We start from the raw sequence: 22,854 nt of genomic DNA, 5'->3' as shown, positions 1-22,854 counted from the left end.
TGATGGGTTGGGGTCGGCGGGGCAACCAACTGATGGGTTCGGATCCGTGGCTGCGACAAACTGATGGGTTGGGGTCGGGCGGGCCAGCAACTGATGCTTTGGGGTCGAAAACCGGCGGATTTGGATGCCCAACCCATCAGTTTCCGGAGCACGGCCCGCCACCGGCCAGCCGAAGCGCTCGCCGAACTGCTCAGTCGAGCGGGTGGGCCAACTCGTCGGCCGGCAGCTTCGCCCAGACCGTGGCGATGACCGCGACCACGATCGGCAGGATCCCGGCGACATAGAACGTCTCCCGTACGCCGATCAGCTCGGAGACCGGGCCGGCCAGCGCCATCGAGACCGGCATCAGTGAGATCGAGACGAAGAAGTCCAGCGAGGAGACCCGGCCGAGCATGTGCGGCGGCACCCGGCGCTGGAGCAGCGTCCCCCAGATCACCATCGGCGCCGAGAACATCGCGCCGACGAAGAACCCGATCACCACCATCATCCACACCTGGTCGACGATGCCGAAGAGCACCAACGGCAGACAGCTCACGCCCCAGGTCATGTTCATCACCGTGAGATAGCGACGCGGCATCTTCAGTGACGCCATCACGAACGATCCGATCGCGCCGCCGACACCGAAGGCGGCCAGCACCAGCGCGTGGTCGCCGGCATCCCCGCCGAGGCCGTCCTTGATCAGGAACGGGACGAGCACCTCGAACGGGCCCATGAAGACCAGGATCATCAGGCTCGCGAAGAGCAGGGTCGCCAGCAGCCACGGGGTCTTGACCATGTAGCGGAACCCCTCGCCCATGTCAGCGAGGGCGGAGCGTACGGCGTGGGTCGGCGGCGGCGAATCCTCTCCGGGCTCGACGACTTGACGGCGTACGGGCGTGAGCGGCACCGGGAGCAACGCCAGCACGGCCAGGCCGGCCATCGCCGCGGCCACCGTGATCGCCCACCCCGACGAGGCCGCACCGACCAGGAAGCCGGCGAACGCTGGCCCCATCGCCTGGCCGATCGTCGGCCGGACCATGCCCTCGAACCCGTTGACGGCGAGCAGGTCCTTCTCCGGGACCAGGGACGGCAGCCAGGCGGAGTAGGCCGGGTAGTAGAACGACGTCGCACAGCCATAGACGAACGAGACCACGACCAGGTGCTCGAGTCGGGCCAGGTCGGACAGGGACAACGCCGCGACCAGTGCCATGCAGACGAACTGCACGCCGGCCACGCCGATCAGAATGACCTTCTGCGGGATCCGGTCCGCGACGACGCCGGCGAAGAGGACCGGCACGAGCATGCCGACGGCGTTGGCCCCGGTGACCAGGGAGAGCTGCGTTGCGTCCCCACCGATCCGAATCACTTCCCAGACCAGTCCGATCACCCAGGTGCCCCACGCGAACATCGTGAGCACCAGGGCCAGCGCCAGCTTGCGATAGGCCGGGATCCGGAACGGGGTCAGCGCGCGCGGCAACCGCCGCACCACGGCAGGTTGGTCCACCGGCTCCTCGAGCGGCGGGCGCAGGTTGGTCATCGGACTCCGATCAGGGAATGCACCAGTGTCTCTGGTGCAGACCGGTGTTCGACACTTATTTCATCAGCAGCGCAGCCACAGCCGTCACCGCGGGGGAATGATCTCAGATCGTTGCAGGTTCAACCATCACTCACTGCCCCCACCCGCAAAGGACCTTTCATGACCATCGCAGTCACCGGCGCGACCGGCGCCCTCGGATCCCTAGTCCTCGATGCCCTCCTCCGCACCGAGGACCCTGCCTCCCTCGTTGCCGTGGTCCGCAACGAGTCGAAGGCGGCTTCGCTGGCCGCGCGTGGCGTGCAGGTCCGCGTCGCCGACTACACGGACCCGACTGCCCTCAAGGCCGCTCTGGAAGGCGTCGACAGCCTCCTCTTGATCTCGAGCAGCGAGGTCGGTCAGCGCCTCGCCCAGCACAGCAACGTCATCGAGGCCGCGAAGTCGGCCGGCGTCTCCCACGTCGCCTACACCTCGCTGGTCAACGCGACCACGAGCGAGCACGTGCTGGCCCCGGAGCACAAGGCGACCGAGGAGCTCCTCGCGGCGTCCGGCCTGACCACCACGATCCTGCGCAACAACTGGTACCACGAGAACTACCTGCCCAACCTTGCCCCGGCCAAGGAGAGCGGCATCCTCCTCGGCGCTGCTGGAGACGGCAAGGTTGCCGGCGCCGCCCGCCGCGACTATGCGGACGCCGCTGCGGTCGTGCTCACCACCGAGGGCCACGAGGGCAAGGTCTATGAGCTCACCGGCGACAGCGCCTATGACTACGACGAGCTGGCCACGGCCATCGGCGAGGCCGTCGGTCGCGACGTGGCCTATCAGTCGGTCTCGGCCGACGACGTCACGGCCGCACTCGTCGAGGCCGGCCTCGACGCGGGCAGCGCTGGGTTCGTCGCGACCCTGGACGCCAACACCGCGCGTGGCGACCTGGCCGAGGTCGACCCGACCCTGGCCGAGCTGATCGGCCGCCCGACCACTCCCCTGGTGGAGTCCCTGCGCGGCTGATCTGGCACTCCGGGATACAGCTCGGCTGTTCTCAGCGTCGAGAACAGCCAATCCGTATCCCGCAACGACGCCAGCGCTCAGCCGAACCAGGTCAGGCTCGCGCCGTGACCGTGGGCGAACCCCACCGCACGGCCGTCGAGCCCCAGCACGAACCGCACCTCGCCCTCACCCCGGGCTGGTGCGGTTCGTGTGATTTCAGGGAGCACTCCCGGCCCCTCGTTGCTCACCCAGTGACACCGCCCGGCGGCGACGAGCTCGCTCATCAACGCGTGGAAGTCGGTACGCCGCTGCGGCGGCAGGTAGGCGATCACGGCGGAGTGGAAGACGATCGCTGTTGAATCCTCCGGGACCTCCTCGAGCATCGCGGACAGGGTCTCGATCAGGTCGCCGGCGCGGAGGTCGGGCGGGTCCTCGGCGGCGATCGCGATCGCGGTGCGCAGCCGTTCGCGGCGCGCGTCCTGCTCGGGCCAGACCAGGTTCTCCAGCCAGGCCATCGCATCCGGGTCGGTGACGTCGAGCGGGTTGAGGTCGATGCCACCGCGCCAGCTGATCTTCGGGTGCGTGTCCGGCAGCGGCGGAGTGCCCTCGATGTCACAGTCGAGCGGATCACCATCGCCCAACGCGACCACGGATCCGTCGCTGTGCGACCAGCGGAAGGACCACCGGTCGGGAAAGAGGTTCAGGCCGGCCGAGGCGCCGACCTCGAGCAGCGCCACCGGCCCCGAACCCACGGCCGCGGTGAACGCAGGCAGCAGCGTCGCGAGGCGGCGTACCTCATTGGTCTGGGTGGATCGGTCCAGCACCACCGAACGCACCTCGTCCCACCGGGCAAGCAGCAACTCGCGCAGTCCCTCATACGGTCCGGGCGCGGTGACCCCGAGCCAGCGAGCCGCCGCGAAGACCAGGTTCGGCTGTTGCTTGACCGCAGGCAGGGTCGCGATCAGGGCCTGCACCTCGGGGTCGTCCCGGACCCCCAGCGACCAGTCCACGAAGCAAGGCGAATCGACGGCCTCACGTGCGAACGCGGCGTAGGACTCCCGCACCTCGAGATAGGGCTCCATCAGCCGTCTCGCCACTTCCTCTCGAAGGGCAGTCGCCACGACGACGGGGCGATCAGCTGGTGGATCTGGTTCGGCCCCCACGAGCCTTGCGGATAGGCCCGCACCGGCGGCATGTGCTCGAGCAGGGGCTGCGAGATCTCCCACAACCGCTCGACGCCCTCGGCGCTGGTGAAGAGCGTCCGGTTGCCCTTGACCGCCTCCAGAATCAGTCGCTCATAGGCCTCCAGGATGGAGCCCGCCCAACCCGTGTCCTCCATGGCGAACTGCATCGACACCTTGTTCAGGTGGAAGCCCGGCCCCGGGCGCTTGCCATAGAACGACAGCGACATCCGGGACTGGTCGGAGAGGTCGAAGGTCAGGTGGTCGGGGCCGTGGTCACCGATCCCCGAGCTGTCGGGGAACATCGACTGGGGTGGCTCCTTGAACGCGATCGAGATGATCCTGGTGCCCTCGGCGAGCTTCTTGCCGGTGCGCAGGTAGAACGGCACGTCGGCCCAGCGCCAGTTGTCCACGAAGCACTTGAGCGCGATGAAGGTCTCGGTGTCGGAGTTCGGGTCGACGCCCTCCTCCTCGGTGTAGCCGGTGTATTGCCCGCGCACCACGTTGTGCGGGTCCAACGGCAGCATGGAGCGGAAGACCTTGTGCTTCTCCTCGCTGATCGAGATCGGGTCGAGCGCGACCGGCGGCTCCATCGCGATGAACGCCATCACCTGGAACAGGTGGGTGACCACCATGTCGCGGTAGGCGCCGGTGTTCTCGTAGAAGGCGGCCCGGCCCTCCAGGCCCAGCGTCTCGGGGACGTCGATCTGGATGTGGTCGATGTGGTTGCGGTGCCAGATCGGCTCGAAGAGGCCGTTGGCGAAGCGCAGCGCGAGGATGTTGAGCGCCGCCTCCTTGCCGAGGAAGTGGTCGATGCGGAAGATCTGGTCCTCGGTGAACACCTCGTGGATCGCCGCGTTCAGTGCGCGTGCGGAGGCCAGGTCAGTGCCGAACGGCTTCTCCATCACAATCCGGCTGCCCTTGGCCAGGCCGCACTTGTCGAGGCTCTGTACGACGTCGAGCGCGGCCTTCGGTGGGACCGAGAGGTAGTGCAGGCGCGCCTGTTCCTGCTCGCAGTCGGCCTCGGCCTCGGCGATCCCGGCCATCAGGTTGTCGTCGCCGTCGTTGGCCCAGAAGAGTCGCTCGGCGAAGGCGTCGAACTCCTTCTTGTCGTCCTCGTCGTCGCCGTGCTCCTCGATCGCCTTGCGCGCGAGCTCGATGAACGACTCGCGGGTGTGCTCGTCGAGAGAGGTGCCCACGACCTGCATCTGCGGCAGCAGGCCGGAGCGCCAGAGGTGGATCATCCCCGGCAACAACTTGCGGCGAGCCAGGTCGCCGGTGGCGCCGAAGAGGACGATCGTGGTGGGTGGTCCCGGATTTCCCTGCGGGTTGTCAGCCATGTCCCCCAGACTATGTCGCCCGGCCAGCCCGCCCATAGCGTCCGGGCAGTCGCTCAGTCGGACGACCAGCCAGACGACAAGTCAGTCGGCGGCGATCCCGACGTACGTCGTGTCGAGGTACTCCTCGATCCCCTCGAAGCCGCCCTCGCGCCCGAACCCGCTCGCCTTCACGCCCCCGAACGGCGCGGCGGGGTTGGAGACCAGCCCGGTGTTGACGCCGATCATCCCGAACTCGAGCGACTCCACGACGCGCAGCGTGCGGTCCAGGCCGCGGGTGTAGACGTAGGAGGCCAGCCCGTATTCCGTGTCGTTGGCCAGGGCGATCGCCTCGTCCTCGGTCTCGAACGTGGTCACCGGGGCGACCGGGCCGAAGATCTCCTCGTGGTTCACGCGGGCATCGGCCGGTACGCCGGCAAGCACCGTCGGCGGATAGAAGTTGCCGTCGCCGTCACCACCGCCGGTGACCACGGTGGCTCCCTGTGCGACGGCCGCCTCGACGAGCTCGGTGACACCGGCAACCGCCTCGGCGTCGATCAGCGGACCCACGTCGACGCCATCGTCCTGGCCGCGGCCCACGGTGAGGTCGCCCATCCGGACGGCAAGCTTCTCGGTGAACTCTCGCGCGACCCCGTTCTGGACCAGGAAGCGGTTGGCCGAGGTGCAGGCCTCACCCATGTTGCGCATCTTGGCGATCATCGCGCCCTCGATGGCGGCGTCGATGTCGGCGTCGTCGAAGACCAGGAACGGTGCGTTGCCGCCGAGCTCCATCGAGACCCGCTGCAGGTTCTCCGCGGACTGGGCCACCAGGCCCTTGCCCACCGCGGTGGAACCGGTGAAGGAGATCTTGCGGAGTCGGGCGTCGCCCATCAGGGCCTCGGTGATCTCGCGGGACTTCTTCGAGGTGATCACCTGGAGCACGCCCTCGGGCAGTCCGGCCTCCGCGAACACCTCAGCCAGCTTGAGCATGGTCAGCGGGGTTGCCGAAGCAGGCTTGACGATCATCGTGCAGCCGGCCGCGATCGCGGGCCCGATCTTGCGGGTGCCCATCGCGAGCGGGAAGTTCCACGGCGTCACGAACAGGCATGGTCCGACGGGCTTCTTCACCGTCAGCAGTCGCGAGCCGCCGGCGGGCGCCTGCAGCCAGCTGCCGCGGATCCGCACCGCCTCCTCGCTGAACCAGCGCAGGAACTCGGCGCCGTAGGTGACCTCACCCTTCGCCTCGGCCAGGGTCTTGCCCATCTCCAAGCTGATCGTGCGGGCGAAGTCGTCGGCACGCTCGGTGACCAGCTCGAACGCCCGGCGCAGGATCTCGCCGCGCTCGCGGGGCGGCGTGCTGGCCCACTCCTTCTGGACCGAGACAGCTCGGTCGAGCGCGGCCTTGGCATCCTCCACGGTGGCGTCGGGGACGGAGTCGAGGACGGAGCCGTCAACTGGATCGAGGACGTCGAAGGTGCTCATGCCCCCACAATAACCACCCCCCAGCACGCCGAGTCGGCAGTTGTTGACGCCCCAACCCGCCGACCCGGCAGTTGTTGACCACCTCGGGCGTCAACAACTGCCGACTCGACTAGAGAAGAAGACGGAGCAGGGCGGTGGTGGCAGCTGCGGCGATCACGATCACCATGAACGGCGCCCGTCGCCAGGCGAGTACGCCGGCCACCACGACGCCGGCGGGTCGCGCCGGGTCGCTCCACTCGTCGCCGTCGGCCAGCGCACTCGTGGCAGCCAGCGCAACCAGCAACACCGTCGCAGCGAGCGACATCAGTTCGAGCCAGCGAGTGCCGATCGAGATCCGGGTGTGCAGGAACGGTCCGGCCGCGCGGATCGCGAAGGTCGCGGCGCCCAGGACGAAGGCGGACACGATCAGGGTCGTCGTACTCATCGCTCCTCCGCCTTCCACCAGGGCCGCACGGTGACGAGGGCGAGCAGCGAGCAGAGCACCGCGGTGCCAGCAGGCATCACCGGAGTCAGAGCCAGCGCCAGCACGGCACCCAGCACCGCCACTCGCAAGGTCCTGGAGTCGCGAAGCGCCGGCATCACCAGGGCCAGCAACACAGCGGGGAAGGCGGCATCGAGGCCGAACACGTCGGTGTCGCCAACCGCGCGGCCCAGCAGCGCGCCCAGCAACGAGCCGACGTTCCAGAAGATCAGCAGGCAGATGCCGCAGGTGAAGAAGACCTTGCGGCGCAGCTCGAGGTCCTTCTGGGCCAGGCTGAAGGCCACCACCTCGTCGATCATCAGATAGCTGCCGAGGAAGGGGCGCCGGTCGACGGTCTCGGCGAGCGCGAACCCGAACGGCAGGTGGCGCAGATTCACCAGGATGCCGGCGACGACGGCCGCGACCGGCCCGGCACCCGAGGCGATCAAGCCGGTGAAGAGGAACTGGCTCGCGCCTCCGAGGACCACGACCGACATCAGGTTCGGCAGCCAGACCGGGAGACCCTCTCCCACCGTGATCGCGCCATAGGAGACACCGACCATCGCGATCGCGACGTTGACCAAGACGATGTCACGGAGCAAGGTCCCGCCGAGGCTCTCGTTCAGCTGACGCAGTCCAAGGCGACGCGTTGATCGGGATCGACGGGCGGGCACGGGTCCATCAAACCCCGCCTGTGCCCACTGCGGCACCAGGGGGCAGAAATGCAGCGGGACCCGACGTCACTGACGTCGGGTCCCGCTCGAAAATCTCAGATCAGGCAGCGTGCGGCTGGGCAGCGTGCACCGTATCGGGGTCGACCCATTGGGCCTCCATGCGCGTGCGGCCCAGGGCGTCACAAACCTCGACCCATGTCATCACCGGGCGGTCATTTGACTGGCGGTTCCGCATGAGACACCTCCTGTTCACTCATTGTTCACTTTCAGTGTGACACAAAATCCGGCCGAAAGCACCCTGAGCGCACCCAGATTCCCGCTCGGGCCCCACTCTGACCTGCGAAGAGGCACCAATTCGGGTCAACTCCCTCCACCCGGACCGGCAAAGTGAACAGAAAGTGAACGGTTGGATCGAGTCAGTTGCCAGTGAGCAGCGGGCTGACCAGCGGCGTGTAACCGGCGGAGTGACCGCTCGAGTTCGGGTGGTAGGACTCCCCGGCCGGGCTGGACAAGCCGTTGATCCACTCGGGGTCGTCACACACCGCGTGGCCCGTGAACCGACTCGTGGGGTTCGCGAACGTGAAGCCCTTGGCGGTCGCCTGCGCCCGGGTGCGAGTGTTCAACAGGTCGGCGGTCTGGTTGAGCCGGGTCTGCTCGGCCGGCGAGAACCAGGTCAGCGCGTTGCAGTCCTCACCCATGAAGACCCGCGGATAACCGACCACGACCACCTTGGCATTGGGTGCCTTGGCCCTGATCGATGAATAGAGCGTCGAGAGTCGCCCCGGAAGAGTGTTGTTGATGTAGGACTGCGCGTTGTTGATCGCACCGTCGCAGTTGGTCATCCACCCGGGCGCCGCACACGTGGTCAGCACCGAGACGAAGCCGGCGTCATTGCCGCCGACCGAGATCGTGACGTAGCGGGTGCTCGTGTTCAGCGCGGAGAGCTGGCCGCTGGTCACCGTCGAGACGGTGGCGCCGGAGCATGCCTTGAAGTTCAGCGAATAGCCGCGTGCGCTGGCGATCCGCTTCGGATAGGCCGCATTCGATCGTTGGCACGAGCTGCCGTCGTCGATGTAGGTGCGCGTGCCGGTTCCGGAGGCATAGGAGTCGCCGAGGGCGACGTACGACGGACCCGCGGCGTGGGCGGGAACAGCGGCCAGGGCGGCCGTGAACATGGTTGCGATGGCGGCCAGCGAAGAAGCTGCCAGCGCAGCCCCCGAGATCTTCAGCTTCATGCAATTGACTCCTCATCAGAGGGACACCCCGTTGTGTCCTGCGTCACACTAGGGCGCACAACTCGCCGCTGACCAGTACCAACGCACTCGCGCTCACCACGACGGGGAACTCCCACAAGGCCACCAGCGCCCTTCCGATACACCAATGCATCCGATACGTTGACGTATCGTGAGCCAACCCACCGCCCTGTCGCCCCGCCGACAACAGACGCGGCAGCGCCTGCTGGACGGCGCACTGACGGTCTTCGCCCGCGAGGGGTTCGGTCGCTCCACGGTCGAGCAGGTCTGTGCCCAGGCCGGCTTCACCCGCGGTGCGTTCTACTCCAACTTCACCTCGCTCGACGAGCTCTTCCTGGCCATCTGGGAGCAGAAGTCCGAGGCGATGCGCGGCGCACTTGCCGCCGCCCTCGAGGCAGACCTGCCCCCGGTCAAGGACCTCCGAGAGGCAGTCGAGCACGTCCTCGCGCTGGTCCCCGTCGACGACGAGTGGTTCCGGGTCACCGCCGAGTTCACCGCCCACGCCCTGCGCACCCCCGCCCTGCGCCGGGTCGTCGCCGCCCGCGAGGAGGGCATCGAGGCAGCCCTGATGCCACTGATCACCGCCCTGCTGGCCCGCGTCGGACTCCGGGTCACCGACCCCGACGCCCTCGGCCCGGCCCTCGTCGCGGCCCACGACGGGACCAGCGTGCAGTGCCTCGTCGCACCCGACGACAAGGCCGTACGCCGGCGGCGTACCGACCTGTTCGTCCTGATCGTCACCTCCCTGACCGAACCCGTCTCGAACCACCCCGCAACCAAGGAGCACCCATGACCGACTTCAAGCCCGACGTGATCGTGGTCGGCGCCGGCCTGGCCGGCCTGGTCGCCACCCACGAGCTGGTCAAGGCCGGCCGCAAGGTCCTCGTCCTCGAGCAGGAGAACCGCAACAACCTCGGTGGGCAGGCGTTCTGGTCCCTGGGCGGGCTCTTCTTCGTCGACTCACCCGAGCAGCGGCGGATGGGGATCAAGGACAACATGGAGCTCGCCCTGCAGGACTGGCTCGGCTCGGCTGCCTTCGACCGACTCGACGACGAGGACGTCTGGGGCAAGCAGTGGGCCCAGGCGTACGTCGACTGGGCGGCGGGCGGCAAGCGCGACTACGTCCGCGAGCTCGGGCTGAAGTTCCTCCCCTTCGTCGGCTGGGCCGAGCGCGGTTCAGGCTCGGCCACCGGCCACGGCAACTCCGTCCCCCGCTTCCACCTCTCCTGGGGCACCGGCCCGGCGGTCGTGGAGATCTTCGAGAAGCCGGTGCTCGCCGGCGAGCGCGAGGGGCTGGTCCGGTTCGCGTTCCGGCACCAGGTCGACGAGATCCTGATGGAGGACGGCGCCGCGGTCGGCGTACGCGGATCCGTGCTGGAGGCCAGTGATGCCGAGCGTGGCGTGAAGTCGTCTCGCGAGGTCGTCGGCGACTTCGAGCACCGGGCCGCCGCCGTGGTCGTCACCTCGGGCGGCATCGGCCACAACTTCGACCTGATGCGGCAGAACTGGCCGGTCGACAGACTCGGACCGGTGCCCAAGCACCTGATCGCCGGGGTGCCCGCGCACGTGGACGGCCGGATGCTCGAGATCTCCGAGACCGCCGGTGCGCAGCTGGTGAACTCCGACCGGATGTGGGCCTACACCGAGGGGATCCACAACTGGGACCCGATCTGGCCCAATCACGCGATCCGGATCATCCCCGGACCGTCGTCGATGTGGTTCGACGCCCTGGGCAACCGGCTTCCGGCACCGAACTTCCCCGGCTTCGACTCGATCGGCACGATGAAGGCGATCCTGGCCACCGGGCACGACTACTCGTGGTTCATCCTCACCCAGAAGATCATCGAGAAGGAGTTCGCGCTCTCCGGTTCCGAGCAGAACCCCGACATCACCAGCCGCGACCTCAAGTTCATGCTCCAGTCACGCCTGGCCAAGGGGGCCCCCGCGCCGGTGGAGAAGTTCAAGGAGCACGGGGAGGACTTCGTGGTCGCCTCGACGATCCGGGAGCTGGTGGAGGGGATGAACCAGCTCGGCCGCGACGGCGCAGAGCTCGACGCCGACCACATCGAGGCCCAGATCGTGGCCCGCGACCGGGAGCTCGACAACGCGTTCTCCAAGGACCTGCAGCTGATGGCGATCAACAACGCCCGGCTCTCGCGCACCGACAAGCTGATCCGGGTCGCCTCCCCGCACCGGTTCCTCGAGGAGAAGAACGGCCCGCTGATCGCGGTCCGGCTCAACATCCTCTCCCGCAAGACCCTCGGCGGCATCCAGACCAACCTGGACTCGCAGGTCATCGGCGCGGACCGGCGACCGATCCAGGGTCTGTACGCCGCTGGCGAGGTCGCCGGGTTCGGTGGCGGCGGCGTGCACGGCTACAACGCGCTGGAGGGCACCTTCCTCGGCGGGTGCATCTTCTCGGGCCGCGCGGCCGGCCTGGCCTTGGCGAAGAAGGCCTGATGGCCGCCCACGACGAGACCACCCGCACCGCCCTGGTCACCGGCGCCTCCTCCGGCATCGGCCGAGCGAGCGCGCTCGCGCTGCGCGACGCGGGCTTCCGGGTGATCGGTACCAGCCGCAACCCCGCCACCCTGAGCGCCGACCAGCGCATCGACGGCGTCGAGTGGTTGGCCCTGGACCTGGAGTCGCGGGACTCGATCCGTGCGCTCGCCGAGGCTGCCGGGCCGATCGACGTACTGATCAACAACGCCGGCGAGTCCCAGTCCGGCCCGCTCGAGGAGCTGCCGCTCGACGCCCTGGACCGGTTGTTCCAGGTCAACGTGCTCGGGCCGGTGCAGCTGACCCAGCTGCTGCTGCCCGGGATGCGGGCGCGAGGCTTCGGCCGGGTGGTGATGGTGGGCTCGATGCTGGCCAGCTTCCCGCTGCCCTACCGCGCGTCGTACGCCGCGTCTAAGGCCGCGATCAAGGCGTTCGCAACTGCAGCACGCAAGGAGCTGACGCCCTACGGTGTCTGGCTGACCACGGTCGAACCGGGATCCATCAACACCGGGATCTCCACACGTCGGACGAAGTACGTCGCCGACGGTTCGCCGTACCAGCGCGAGTGCGAGGCCGTGATCGCTCGCCTCGACGCCCTCGAGGCGAGCGGCACCAGCGCCGACGACGTGGCGGAGACGATCCTGGCGGCAGTCCGGGCCGAGCGACCCGGGTCGCTGCACGCGCGGGGCTCGAACGCCCAAGTCGTCTTCGCGCTCAAACGGATCGCGCCGCGATCGCTGGTCGAAGCGATCACGGCGCGAAAGTTCGGCATCCGCCACTGAGCGACGCCCGCAGGCGACTCGCTCAGTGTGAGGCTCAGTCGCGGTGCTTGTGCCGCGGCTTCTTGTCGAACGAGCGCTTCTCGAAGCGCGGACGGCCACCGGCGGTCTCACCCTCGGCCTGGCTCAGCTCGATCAGCTTGCCGGAGATCCGGGTGCCCTTGAGGGAGTCCCACGAGCTCGAGGGCAGGTTCACGGGCAGCTCGACGATCGAGTGGTCCGCGCGGATGTCGATCTTGCCGAAGTCACCGCGGCCCAGGCCGCCCTCGTTGGCGAGTGCGCCGACGATCTGGCGGGGCTCGACCTTGTGGCGCTTGCCGACCTCGATGCGATAGGTCGCCATCGGGACGTCGCTGCGGCGTGCGGGGCTCTCGCGGCGGGGGCCGCGGTCCTCACGGTGGCCACCGCGCTCGGGGCGTCCACCACGGTCGGGACGGTCGCCGCGCTGCGGGCGCTCCTTGAACTCCTTGGCGGGCTTCTCAGCAGCCGGGTCGAGCAGCAGCGGGGTGTCGCCCTGCTGGACGGCGGCGAGTGCAGCCGCCACGTCGATCTCGGGTACGTCGTACTCGCGGACGTAGTGGTTGACCACCTCGCGGAAGAACTCGACCTTGTCGGAGTTGAGCGCTGCGGTGATCGCGTCGTCGAAGCGGGAGAGGCGCGTGGTGTTGATGTCCTCGACGCTCGGGAGCTGCATCTGGGTGAGCGTCTGGCGGGTGGCCTTCTCGATCGCCTTGAGCAGGTAGCGCTCGCGCGGCGTGATGAACGAGATCGCGTCACCGGAACGACCCGCGCGACCGGTGCGGCCGATGCGGTGCACGTAGGACTCGGTGTCGGTCGGGATGTCGAAGTTCACGACGTGGCTGATCCGCTCCACGTCGAGACCGCGGGCGGCGACGTCGGTGGCGACCAGGATGTCGAGCTTGCCGGACTTGAGCTGGTTGATCGTGCGCTCACGCTGGTTCTGCGCGATGTCACCGTTGATCGCGGTGGCGGAGAACCCCCGGGCCCGCAACTTCTCGGCGAGCTCCTCGGTGGCGGACTTGGTGCGCGCGAAGATGATCATCGCCTCGAAGTTCTCGACCTCGAGGATGCGGGTCAGCGCATCGATCTTCTGCGGCCACGAGACGAACATGTAGCGCTGGGTGATGTTGGTGGCCGTCGTGGTCTTGTTCTTGACCGTGATCTCGACCGGGTCCTCGAGGTACTTCTTCGAGATCCGGCGGATCTGCGAGGGCATGGTCGCGGAGAAGAGCGCGACGTGCTTGGTGTCGGGGGTGTCGGCGAGGATCGTCTCGACGTCCTCGGCGAAGCCCATCTTCAGCATCTCGTCGGCCTCGTCGAGGACCAGGAAGCGCAGCTGGGAGAGGTCGAGCGTGCCCTTCTCCAGGTGGTCCATGATCCGGCCGGGGGTGCCGACCACGACGTGGACGCCGCGGCGCAGCGCGGAGAGCTGTACGCCGTAGCCCTGGCCGCCGTAGACGGGGAGGACGTGGACGCCGTTCATGAAGGCGGCGTACTTCTCGAACGCCTCGGAGACCTGGAGCGCGAGCTCACGGGTGGGCGCGAGGACGAGTGCCTGCGGCGTCTTCTGCTTGAGGTCGAGCTGGGACAGGATCGGCAGCGCGAAGGCCGCGGTCTTGCCGGTTCCGGTCTGCGCGAGGCCGACGACGTGGCGTCCCTCGAGCAGCGGCGGGATGGTCTCGGCCTGGATCGGCGAGGGGGACTCGTAGCCAATCTTCTTCAGTGCCTTGAGCACCCGTTCGTCGAGTCCGAGATCATCGAAAGTCAGGTCGATGGTCTTGGGGGCATCGAGTTCAGGGTCAGTCATGCCTACCACGTTAGTGCCCGCGAGCCGCAGATGTTCCATTCCGGGCGGTGCCGATCCGCTCACACACGATTTCGGCGAGCACCTCGGGGGCCTCGTCCGGGATCCAGTGACTGACTCCTTCGAGCACCTGGAGCTCGAACGGCGCGTCCACGTGGCGCTCGGAGAGCTCGGCCCCGCGTCGGCCCAGGGCGGTGTCACCGTCGCTCCAGACCATCGTGGTCGGCACCGAGATCCGGTTGCCCATCACCCGGGGATGGGCATAGGGCAGGGCGCGGTACCACTGGAGTCCGCCACGAAGCGCGCCGTACTCGACGATCTCGCGGTGATAGGTCCGCAGCATCTCGCGGGTCATCCCGGCCGAGCCGAGCATGTGGTGCGCACTGCCGGGGTCCGAGAGCACGCGTTCGGGCAGCATGGGCAGCTGGAAGAGGCCCATGTACCAGCTCTTCAGCACCTGGCTTCCCGCCATCGACTTCATGAAGGCGGCGGGGTGGCCGACCGAGACCGCGGTCAGGGTGGCCACCAGATCGTCGCGGGCGGCAACCGTCCAGGCCACCACCGATCCCCAGTCGTGGCCGACCAGGTGGACCCGGTCCCACTCGGGGTGGCCGGGCTCGCGGACCAGCTCGATCAGCGCGACCACGTCGGCGGCCAGGTTCGAGAGCCGGTACGCCGCGCGGCGGCGTGGTCGCGCGCCGGGGCTGTAGCCGCGCTGGTCTGGGGCGATGGTGCGGATCCCCTGTCCGTGCAGGTGCCTGGCCACCTCGTTCCACGACGTGGAGCGCTGCGGGAATCCGTGCAGCAGGACGGCGATCGGCCCGTCGATCGGGCCTTCGTCGATCACGTCGAAGGTCAGTCCGGCGTTGCTGAAGGTGCGCACCCTGGCGGTCATGGCCCGAGTATGCCGCGCCGCACCCAACCCGGCGAGGGAGATGCGGATCACACTCGTCGCTGGTCGACAGCAGGGCCATCGACTCCACTAAGGTAAGCCTTACCTATCTCGGAAGGAGTCGCGGTGTCCCTCACTCCCGCGCACCACTTGTTCCACCCTGCCCACGCCGACGCCTGGGCCCACACGCTGACCACCGGCATCGACCACCTCACCCAGCACCTGGGCAAGGTCCGCGGGCCCTCCACCGGAACACCACCGGAGCTGGCCGCCAAGCTCGTCGCCGACGTGGACCTCGACTCCCCACTGGGCGAGGTGGGCCCCGCGCTCGAGGAGCTCTCCCGGCTCTACCTCGACGACGCGATCTGGTTCCACGAGCCCGGCTATGCGGCACACCTGAACTGTCCGGTCGTGATCCCGGCCCTGCTCGCCGAGCTCTTCATCTCCTCGGTGAACTCCTCGCTCGACACCTTCGACCAGAGCGTCGGCGGCACCTTCATCGAACGTCACCTGATCGACTGGACGGCCGAGCGGATCGGGTTCGCGCCCACCGGGGCACCGGGTCAACCGTTGGGTGCGGACGGCATCTTCACCAGCGGTGGCACCCAGTCCAACCTGCAGGCAATGCACCTCGCGCGGGACCAGTTCGCCCACGTGGCCCCCAAACGGCTGCGGATCTTCGTCTCGGTCGACGGCCACTTCTCCATCCAGAAGGCCGCCCGGATCCTGGGCCTGGGCGACGCAGCGGTCGTCTGCGTCCCGGTCGACGAGCAGCGACGGATGGACCCGCTCGCACTCGAGTCCGCCCTGGAGCGGTGCCTGGCCGACGGCCTGGTCCCGATGGCCGTCGTCTCCACCGCGGGCACCACGGACTTCGGCGCCATCGACCAGCTCGGCCCGATCGGTGCGCTGTGCCGGGACCACGGTGCGTGGTTCCACGTCGATGCCGCCTATGGCGGCGGCCTGCTCGCCTCGACCCGGCGCCGGCACCTGCTGGACGGCATCGAGCTGGCCGACTCGGTGACCGTGGACTATCACAAGACCTGGTTCCAGCCGGTCTCCGCCAGCGCGGTGATCGTGCGCGACACCAGCACGATGCGCCACGTCACCTGGCATGCGGACTACCTCAACCCCAAGGACGCCGAGCACCCCAACCAGGTGGACAAGTCGATGCAGACCACCCGCCGCTTCGACGCGCTGAAGCTGTGGCTGAGCCTGCGGATCATGGGCCCGGACCAGATCGGCGACTACTTCGACACCGTGATCGACCTGGCCCGCGAGGTGCACGACCTGGTGGTGCAGTGCCGCGACATCGAGGTCGCCGCAGAGCCCGGCCTGAGCACCCTGGTCTTCCGCTACCGGCCCGCCGGCGCCTGCCCCGAGGAGGTCTCGCGGCTGAACACCAGGATCCGCTCGGCGCTCTATTCCGCAGGGCGCTCGATGGTGGCCGCCACCCGGATCGACGGGCAGGTCTGGCTCAAGCTCACCCTGCTCAACCCGATGGCCACCACCGAGCAGATCCTCGCCATCGTCGACGAGGTGCGCTCCACCGGCGCCGGCCTGCTGAGCGTGGAGGGCGCAGCATGACGACCACTCAGGGCGACATCGCAGAACCGATCCACGACTTCGTCGCTGAGCCCGTGCGCGACTTCGTCACTGAGCCCGTGCGCGACTTCGTCGCAGTCGGTCTCGGCCCCTTCAACCTCGGCCTGGCCGCGCTCACCGACCCGGTCGAGGACCTCGACGGCATCTTCCTCGAAGCCCGTTCCAGCTTCGAGTGGCATCCCGGGATGCTGCTGGCCGACGCCACCCTCCAGGTCCCGTTCCTGGCTGACCTGGTCTCGATGGCCGACCCGACCTCGCGCTGGTCGTTCCTCAATCACCTCAAGCAGACCGGGCGGCTCTATCCGTTCTACATCCGCGAGTCGTTCTATCCGCTGCGCAAGGAGTACAGCGACTACTGCCGCTGGGTCGCCGAGCAGCTCGACTCGGTCCACTTCGACTCCCCCGTGGCGCGGATCGAGCACGACTCCACGTCGTACGTCGTCACGACCGGTTCCGGTCAGGTCCACCGCGGGCGTCGCCTGGTGCTGGGCACCGGGACCCAGCCGTGGGTGCCCGAGGTGGCGCGGGGCGTCCTCGGCGAGAACGCCTGTCACTCGGCGGACTACCTGGCCCGCAAGGCCGCCCTGCAACGGCTCGAGTCGATCACCATCGTCGGCAGCGGACAGAGCGCGGCCGAGATCTATCTCGACCTGCTCGCAGAGATCGACGACCACAGCTATGCGCTCAACTGGGTCACCCGCTCACCCCGGTTCTTCCCGATGGAATACACCAAGCTCACCCTCGAGATGACCTCGCCGGAGTACACCGCCTACTTCCAGTCGCTACCCGCCGAGACCCGTGAGTCGCTGCTGCGCGAGCAACGCGCGCTCTACAAGGGGATCAGCTCCGAGCTGATCGACCGGATCCACGACGAGCTCTATCGTCGAGAGGTCGAGGGCGGCACCGCGACCACGCTGGTCACCAACACCGCGGTCACCGGCGCGGAGCGGACCGAGGCCGGGATCCGCCTCGACCTGCACCACGTCGAGCAGGACGAGGACTTCAGCCTGGAGACTGGCGGCGTTGTCTTCGCGACCGGCTATGGCCGCGAGGTGCCGGAGTTCCTCGCCCCGATCCGCGAGCGGATCACCTGGGACGACCACGGCCGCTTCGTCGCCTCGCCGACCTATGCGATCGACTCCGAGCTCACCTCGGGCAACGAGATCTTCGTGCAGAACGCCGAGGAGCACACCCACGGCTTCGTGGCGCCCGACCTCGGCATGGGCGCCCATCGCAACTCGGTGATCATCGCCGCGATGACCGGACGCGAGGTCTACCCGGTCGAGAAGCGGATCGCGTTCCAGGAGTTCGGCGTACCCGATCACCTGCGCAGGACACAGGGAGCAGACCGATGAGCGCCCACGAACCGCGAGTGACCTTCGAGCCGGTGGACGTCGAGCGCGACGCCGCCCTGCTCCACGAATGGGTCACCCACCCGCGCTCGGTCTACTGGATGATGGGCGAGACCACGCCCGCCGAGGTCGCCGTCGAATATGGGGCCATCGCCGCCAACCCGCACCACCACGCGTGGTTGGGCCGCGTCGACGGTGAGCCCGCATTCTTGGCCGAGACCTACGACCCGCAGCACTCGGAGCTGGCCGGCCTGCCCGATCTCCGCGCCGGCGACATCGGCATGCACGTCCTGGTCGCACCCACCTCGGCCCCGGTCTCGGGATTCACCACCCGGGTGTTCACCTCGGTGATGGAGTTCTGCTTCGAGGACCCGTCGGTGACTCGCGTGGTGGTCGAGCCGGACGTGCGCAACCAGAAGATCGCCGCGCTCAATGCAGCCGCTGGCTTCGTGGTGGCGCGCGAGATTCCCTTGCACTCCAAGACTGCCGCGCTCTCCTTCTGCACCCGCGAGGCGTTCGCCGCGTCGCGGGAGCGGGATGGCGACCGGACGCCCCGCCCGGTCCCCGCGGCCGCCGATCACCTGAACCCGGAGAACCTCGAGCGTGCCCAGGCCGCCCTGGTCGCCAAGGCGATCGCGGAGTTCAGCCACGAGCGACTGCTCGCACCGCGCGCGACACAGCAGGGGTGGCGGCTCACCAGCCCGGGCGGTCAGTCGACGTACGACTTCACCGCTCAGCGGTTCGCCCTCGAGCACTGGGTCCTCGACCCGGCCTCGGTGGTGCGCACGGTCGACGGGGCGCCGCGCCCGCTCGACGTACAGGAGTTCATCGTCGAGTTCGCCGTGCTGCTCGGCATCCCGGACGCCCTGCTGCCCACCTATCTCGAGGAGCTCGCCAGCACCCTGGCCAGCGCCGCGTGGAAGCTGAGCAACTCCGTGCTCAGCGCGCAGGAACTCCTCGGCGCGGACTACCAGGCGATCGAGGCCGCGATGACCGAGGGCCACCCGTCCTTCGTCGCCAACAACGGCCGGATCGGCTATGGCAGCGACGACTTCGCGGCCTATGCGCCGGAGACCGGCAGTGACGTCCGCCTGGTCTGGGTTGCCGTACGCCGGTCCGCGGCCCGGCTCTCGCTGAGTGCCGGGCTGGACGAGGCGAACCTCTATCGCGCCGAGCTCGGGCAGGCCAGGCTGGAGCAGTTCGAAGGGGTCCTGACCGAGCTGGGCCTGTCACCGGCGGACTATCTCTACCTGCCGCTGCACCCGTGGCAGTGGACCAACCGGGTGACGATCACGTTCGCTCCCGACGTGGCGCGGCGCGACATCGTGTTCCTCGGCGAGAGCCAGGACGACTATCGCGCGCAGCAGTCGATCCGGACCTTCTTCAACCGGACGCAGCCGGAACGCAGCTATGTGAAGACCGCGTTGGCGATCCAGAACATGGGGTTCCTGCGTGGCCTGTCGCCCCGCTACATGGCCGGCACCCCGGAGATCAACGACTGGGTGCACGAGCTGGTCCAGGGTGATGAGGAGCTGCAAGCCCGTGGTTTTGGCGTGCTGCGCGAGTGGGCCGCGATCGGCTACACCGGCGACGCCTTCCATGCGCTGGGGTTCACCTCGCCCTATCAGAAGATGCTGGCGGCGTTGTGGCGCGAGAGCCCGTTCTCCGGCGGACGGCTCGCCGCGGGTGAGCGGTTGGCCACGATGGCCTCGCTGCTGCACCGCGACGCCAAGGGCAACTCGCTGGTCGCGGCACTGGTGACCGCTTCACCGTTGACGCCGACCGAGTGGGTGCGCAGCTATCTGCGTGCCTATCTGAGACCCCTGGTGCACTGCTTGTTGGCACACGACCTGGTCTTCATGCCACACGGGGAGAACCTGGTGATGGTGCTCCGCGACGACGTGCCGGTGCGGCTGCTGATGAAGGACATCGGCGAGGAGGTCGCCGTCCTCGGCAACGGCCCGCTGCCGGCGGCGGTGGAGCGGATCCGGGCCGAGGTGCCGCTCGAGGAGCAGTCGTTGTCCATCCACACCGACGTCTTCGACGGCTTCCTCCGGCACCTGTCCGCCATCCTGGACGGGGACGGCACGCTCCCCCAGGCGTCGTTCTGGGGACTGGTGCGCGAGTGCATCGAGGACCACCTGGCCGATCACCCGGAATTGGCCGAGGCGGCCGCGCGCCAGGACCTGCTGCGCCCCGAGTTCCGGCACAGCTGCCTGAACCGCCTGCAACTGCGCAACACCCTGCAGATGGTCGATCTCGCCGACCAGTCGTCCTCGCTGATCTTTGCCGGGACACTGGAGAACCCGGCGGCCCCGAGCTGGTCGCCCGCGGACGTGGTTGGCTGATCCGGTGAGCTCACATGTCTTCCACGACCAGCACGGCATCCCGCACATCAGCGCCGACTCACTGGGCGCGCTGGCGTTCGCCCAGGGGGCGGAGCAGGCCACGTCCCGCCCTGCCCAGCTCGAGCTCGAACGGCTGCGCAGCGAGGGCCGCACCGCCGAGCGGGTGGGACCGGCTGGCCTGGAGTGGGACCGGTTCGCGCGCCAGGCGCGGATCGACGCGATCGCGCAGCGGGCCTACGACGTGCTCGACGCCGAGACCCAGGAGTTCCTGGTCGCCTTCACCGACGGCATCAACGCCACCCTGCGCGAGCGGCGCTGGATGCCGTGGTCCCCGTGCGGGGTCTTCCTGGTGCAGCAGATCCACTTCGGGTCGTTCCCGTCGAAGCTGTGGCGCCAAGCGATCGCCGACCGGCTCGGCACCGACGGGCTGCGCGCGATCTCGGTCGCGCCGCCGACGGTCTCGGGCAGCAACGCCTATGCGGTGACCGGGGCGCGGACCGCATCCGGTGCCCCGATCATCGCCGGCGATCCGCACCGGATCTTCGAGGCGCCCAACGTCTATCTGCAGACGCACCTGTCCTGCCCCGAGTTCGACGTCGTGGGCTTCTGCTTCCCCGGCGTGCCCGGCGTGCAGCACTTTGCGCACACCGGCTCGGTGGCGTGGGGACTGACCAACGCGATGGGTGACTACCAGGACCTGTACGCCGAGGAGCTGCGGCGTACCCCCACCGGCGGCGTCGAGGCGCTCGGCCCGGATGGGTGGGAGGCCGCCGAGTCGTTCGTGGAGGAGATCCGGGTCCGCGGCGAGCTGGGGTTCGGCGATGACGACGACGAGGACTGGCCCGACGACCACTGGCCCGAGGACGAGAACGACGACTCCGACCGGCCGAGCGAGGTCGAGGTGATCGTCACCGCCCGCGGACCGGTCGTCTTCGGTGGCGTGGACTCGGAGCCACTTCCCTGTGGAGCAAGGGCCCTGAGCCTGCGTACCGCATCCCACGACCTGGGAGACCTGGGCTTCGCGGCCCTGCTGCCGCTGTTGCGGGCGAAGAAGGTGGCCGACGTGGAGGCCGCGATCGGTCACTGGGTGGAGCCGGTCAACAACTGGGTCATCGCCGACACCGAGGGAACGGTCGTGCACCGCGTCGCCGGTCGGGTGCCCGAGCGCCACATCGACAACCTGTTCGGCGTCGTACCCGCCTCCTCGAGCGAGCACCAGTGGACCGGCTGGGCAACGCTGCCGGTGGTCCGTCCCGGCGAGACCGGCCGCGTCGTGAGCGCGAACGACCGGGCCACCGAGGAGTTCTCGGTGGTGGCCAGCCACTTCGCCGCGTCGTGGCGCGCGGACCGGATCCGCGAGCTGCTGGACGCGGCAGGCCCGCTCACGGCCACCGACGCGATCACCCCGCTGCTCGATGCTCGTCAGCTGGGCGGTGAGTCGCTGCTCGCCGCGGTCGCGGAGACCACCGGGCTGGGCGAGGGGGCGACCGAGCTCCAGCAGGTGCTGGCCGGCTGGGACCGCGAGATGAGTGTCGACGGGCTCGGTGCGGCCGCGTTCACGGCGCTGCGCTCCGAGTTCACCGACCGGCTCTGCGCCCACCCGGTCCTGGCCACACTCGCGGACGACCTTGCGGACGGGACGGCGTACGGCGCCCTGTACCGCCCCTGGTTGGCCCTGGCCACGCGGGTCGGTCAGTCGCTGCCCAAGCTGCTCGAGCACGCTACGTCGATCGGCATCGACGTGGGCGCGTTGCTGCGCGAGTCGCTCGAGGCCGTTGCCGCTGCGGTCGAGACCGCGGGCGGGCACACCTCGTGGGGTGAGCGGCACCGGTTCACGCCGTTGACCGGCGCGGCCCAGTTCGGCCTGCCCGACGAGCCCCTCGCCGTGAGCGGTGAGCCACTGCCCGGCGACATGGACAGTGTCGCCGCGATGAGCTGGGTGCCCGGGAGTGATCTCTGCGTGCGCGGGCCGGTGGCCCGCTTCGTGTGGGACCTCGCCGACCGCGCGCAGAGCCGTTGGGCGGTGCCGCTCGGTGCCCACGAGGCTCCCGACAGTCCGCATCGCACCGACCAGTTCGCGGCCTGGCACACCGGTGCCCTGCTTCAGTTGACCCCTGACCAGGAGCCCTGAGTGAGCATCCCCGCCACCCCGTCGATGACCACTGTCGATGACGAGATCACGCTGACCCCGGTCGATCCGGTGCGTGATGTCGCACTGATCCACTCCTGGGTCACCCAGGAGCGCGCCGAGTTCTGGGGGATGCGTGAGAAGTCGGCCGAGGAGGTCGGCGAGATCTACTCCTACATCGACGAGCAGGAGCACCTCGCGGCCTACCTGGCCTCATGGCAGGGGACGCCCTGGGCGCTGTTCCAGACCTACGACCCGTTCGTCGACGAGATCGGCCAGTTCTACGACCGCCGACCCGGCGACGTCGGCGTACACCTCCTGCTCGCCCCCGGCCCGCGCCCCGCGGGGCTCACCGCGGCCCTTCTCGACTTCCTGCCGCGCTGGATGTTCACCGACCCGCGCCACCAGCGGGTGGTCCTGGAGCCTGACGTACGCAATGCGAAGTCGATCGCGGTGCTGGGCCGGATCGGCGCCGACCAGGCGCACGTCGCGCAACTGCCGGACAAGACCGCGCAGTTCGCCTTCCTGACCCGCGAGGCCTGGGCCACCACCCCCTGACC

General features: G+C 68.8%; 18 protein-coding genes. 9 read left to right on the top strand and 9 right to left on the bottom strand.

Going from position 1 to position 22,854, the window contains the following annotated elements:
• Positions 1-190: 190 nt before the first annotated feature.
• Positions 191-1,516 carry an MFS transporter gene (locus tag BJ980_RS12770; protein WP_179502638.1) on the bottom strand — a complete coding sequence of 442 codons (1,326 nt, stop codon included), beginning with the start codon at positions 1,514-1,516 and terminating at the stop codon, positions 191-193.
• Between the two features lie 159 nt (positions 1,517-1,675).
• Between BJ980_RS12770 and BJ980_RS12765 the strand changes: the two genes are divergently transcribed.
• Positions 1,676-2,521 carry an SDR family oxidoreductase gene (locus BJ980_RS12765; protein ID WP_179502637.1) on the top strand — a complete coding sequence of 282 codons (846 nt, stop codon included), beginning with the start codon at positions 1,676-1,678 and terminating at the stop codon, positions 2,519-2,521.
• A 77-nt stretch (positions 2,522-2,598) separates the two neighbouring features.
• On the opposite strand, the gene BJ980_RS12760 is transcribed toward BJ980_RS12765, so the two are convergent.
• The 6 genes from BJ980_RS12760 to BJ980_RS12735 all read right to left on the bottom strand — a co-directional run bounded on the left by BJ980_RS12760 (position 2,599) and on the right by BJ980_RS12735 (position 8,848).
• The gene (locus BJ980_RS12760) at positions 2,599-3,582 is read right to left on the bottom strand and encodes a DUF2332 domain-containing protein (protein ID WP_179502636.1); all 984 of its coding nucleotides are present in this window, start codon (positions 3,580-3,582) and stop codon (positions 2,599-2,601) included.
• The gene (gene zwf / locus BJ980_RS12755; RefSeq protein ID WP_179502635.1) at positions 3,582-5,021 is read right to left on the bottom strand and encodes a glucose-6-phosphate dehydrogenase; all 1,440 of its coding nucleotides are present in this window, start codon (positions 5,019-5,021) and stop codon (positions 3,582-3,584) included. Before zwf ends, BJ980_RS12760 begins: the two co-directional genes overlap by 1 nt.
• Before the next feature lie 81 nt (positions 5,022-5,102).
• Positions 5,103-6,479 (bottom strand): NAD-dependent succinate-semialdehyde dehydrogenase, encoded by a 1,377-nt coding sequence (locus BJ980_RS12750; RefSeq protein WP_179502634.1) that lies wholly within the window; start codon positions 6,477-6,479, stop codon positions 5,103-5,105.
• 109 nt (positions 6,480-6,588) lie between these two features.
• Positions 6,589-6,903, bottom strand: a complete 315-nt coding sequence (locus BJ980_RS12745; RefSeq protein ID WP_179502633.1) for an AzlD domain-containing protein — start codon at positions 6,901-6,903, stop codon at positions 6,589-6,591.
• The gene (locus BJ980_RS12740; RefSeq protein WP_246279968.1) at positions 6,900-7,541 is read right to left on the bottom strand and encodes an AzlC family ABC transporter permease; all 642 of its coding nucleotides are present in this window, start codon (positions 7,539-7,541) and stop codon (positions 6,900-6,902) included. Before BJ980_RS12740 ends, BJ980_RS12745 begins: the two co-directional genes overlap by 4 nt.
• A gap of 488 nt (positions 7,542-8,029) precedes the next feature.
• Positions 8,030-8,848, bottom strand: a complete 819-nt coding sequence (locus tag BJ980_RS12735; protein ID WP_179502632.1) for an SGNH/GDSL hydrolase family protein — start codon at positions 8,846-8,848, stop codon at positions 8,030-8,032.
• A gap of 169 nt (positions 8,849-9,017) precedes the next feature.
• Here BJ980_RS12735 and BJ980_RS12730 point away from each other — a divergent pair, with 169 nt between their 5' ends.
• The 3 genes from BJ980_RS12730 to BJ980_RS12720 are packed head-to-tail and all read left to right on the top strand — an operon-like array spanning position 9,018 to position 12,147.
• Positions 9,018-9,659, top strand: coding sequence for a TetR family transcriptional regulator C-terminal domain-containing protein (locus BJ980_RS12730; RefSeq protein ID WP_218855502.1), 642 nt, complete (start codon positions 9,018-9,020; stop codon positions 9,657-9,659).
• Positions 9,656-11,326, top strand: coding sequence for an FAD-binding dehydrogenase (locus BJ980_RS12725; RefSeq protein WP_179502631.1), 1,671 nt, complete (start codon positions 9,656-9,658; stop codon positions 11,324-11,326). The genes BJ980_RS12730 and BJ980_RS12725 overlap by 4 nt, the downstream gene beginning before the upstream one ends.
• On the top strand, positions 11,326-12,147 hold the full coding sequence (locus BJ980_RS12720; RefSeq protein ID WP_179502630.1) for an SDR family oxidoreductase: 822 nt from the start codon (positions 11,326-11,328) through the stop codon (positions 12,145-12,147). Before BJ980_RS12725 ends, BJ980_RS12720 begins: the two co-directional genes overlap by 1 nt.
• Positions 12,148-12,181: 34 nt before the next feature.
• Here BJ980_RS12720 and BJ980_RS12715 read toward each other — a convergent pair whose 3' ends face one another.
• Together BJ980_RS12715 and BJ980_RS12710 are read right to left on the bottom strand one after the other, a co-directional pair.
• Positions 12,182-13,972 (bottom strand): DEAD/DEAH box helicase, encoded by a 1,791-nt coding sequence (locus BJ980_RS12715; RefSeq protein ID WP_179502629.1) that lies wholly within the window; start codon positions 13,970-13,972, stop codon positions 12,182-12,184.
• A gap of 10 nt (positions 13,973-13,982) precedes the next feature.
• Positions 13,983-14,864 (bottom strand): alpha/beta fold hydrolase, encoded by an 882-nt coding sequence (locus BJ980_RS12710; protein WP_179502628.1) that lies wholly within the window; start codon positions 14,862-14,864, stop codon positions 13,983-13,985.
• 123 nt (positions 14,865-14,987) lie between these two features.
• On the opposite strand from BJ980_RS12710, the gene BJ980_RS12705 reads away from it, so the two are divergent.
• From BJ980_RS12705 to BJ980_RS12685, 5 genes are read left to right on the top strand one after another with little or no spacing between them, the layout of a single operon-like run.
• On the top strand, positions 14,988-16,448 hold the full coding sequence (locus tag BJ980_RS12705) for a pyridoxal phosphate-dependent decarboxylase family protein (protein ID WP_343047803.1): 1,461 nt from the start codon (positions 14,988-14,990) through the stop codon (positions 16,446-16,448).
• Positions 16,445-17,821, top strand: a complete 1,377-nt coding sequence (locus BJ980_RS12700) for a lysine N(6)-hydroxylase/L-ornithine N(5)-oxygenase family protein (protein WP_179502627.1) — start codon at positions 16,445-16,447, stop codon at positions 17,819-17,821. The genes BJ980_RS12705 and BJ980_RS12700 overlap by 4 nt, the downstream gene beginning before the upstream one ends.
• Positions 17,818-20,166 (top strand): GNAT family N-acetyltransferase, encoded by a 2,349-nt coding sequence (locus BJ980_RS12695; RefSeq protein WP_179502626.1) that lies wholly within the window; start codon positions 17,818-17,820, stop codon positions 20,164-20,166. The genes BJ980_RS12700 and BJ980_RS12695 overlap by 4 nt, the downstream gene beginning before the upstream one ends.
• 4 nt (positions 20,167-20,170) lie before the next feature.
• The gene (locus BJ980_RS12690) at positions 20,171-22,297 is read left to right on the top strand and encodes a penicillin acylase family protein (protein ID WP_179502625.1); all 2,127 of its coding nucleotides are present in this window, start codon (positions 20,171-20,173) and stop codon (positions 22,295-22,297) included.
• A complete protein-coding gene (locus BJ980_RS12685; protein WP_218855501.1) occupies positions 22,298-22,852 on the top strand; it encodes a GNAT family N-acetyltransferase in 555 nt (184 codons plus the stop codon).
• Positions 22,853-22,854: the final 2 nt, after the last annotated feature.

Source organism: Nocardioides daedukensis (assembly GCF_013408415.1).
Taxonomy (GTDB): domain Bacteria; phylum Actinomycetota; class Actinomycetes; order Propionibacteriales; family Nocardioidaceae; genus Nocardioides; species Nocardioides daedukensis.
The sequence above is the reverse complement of the archived record's forward strand: the minus strand, read 5'-3'. Positions and strand labels throughout refer to the sequence as shown.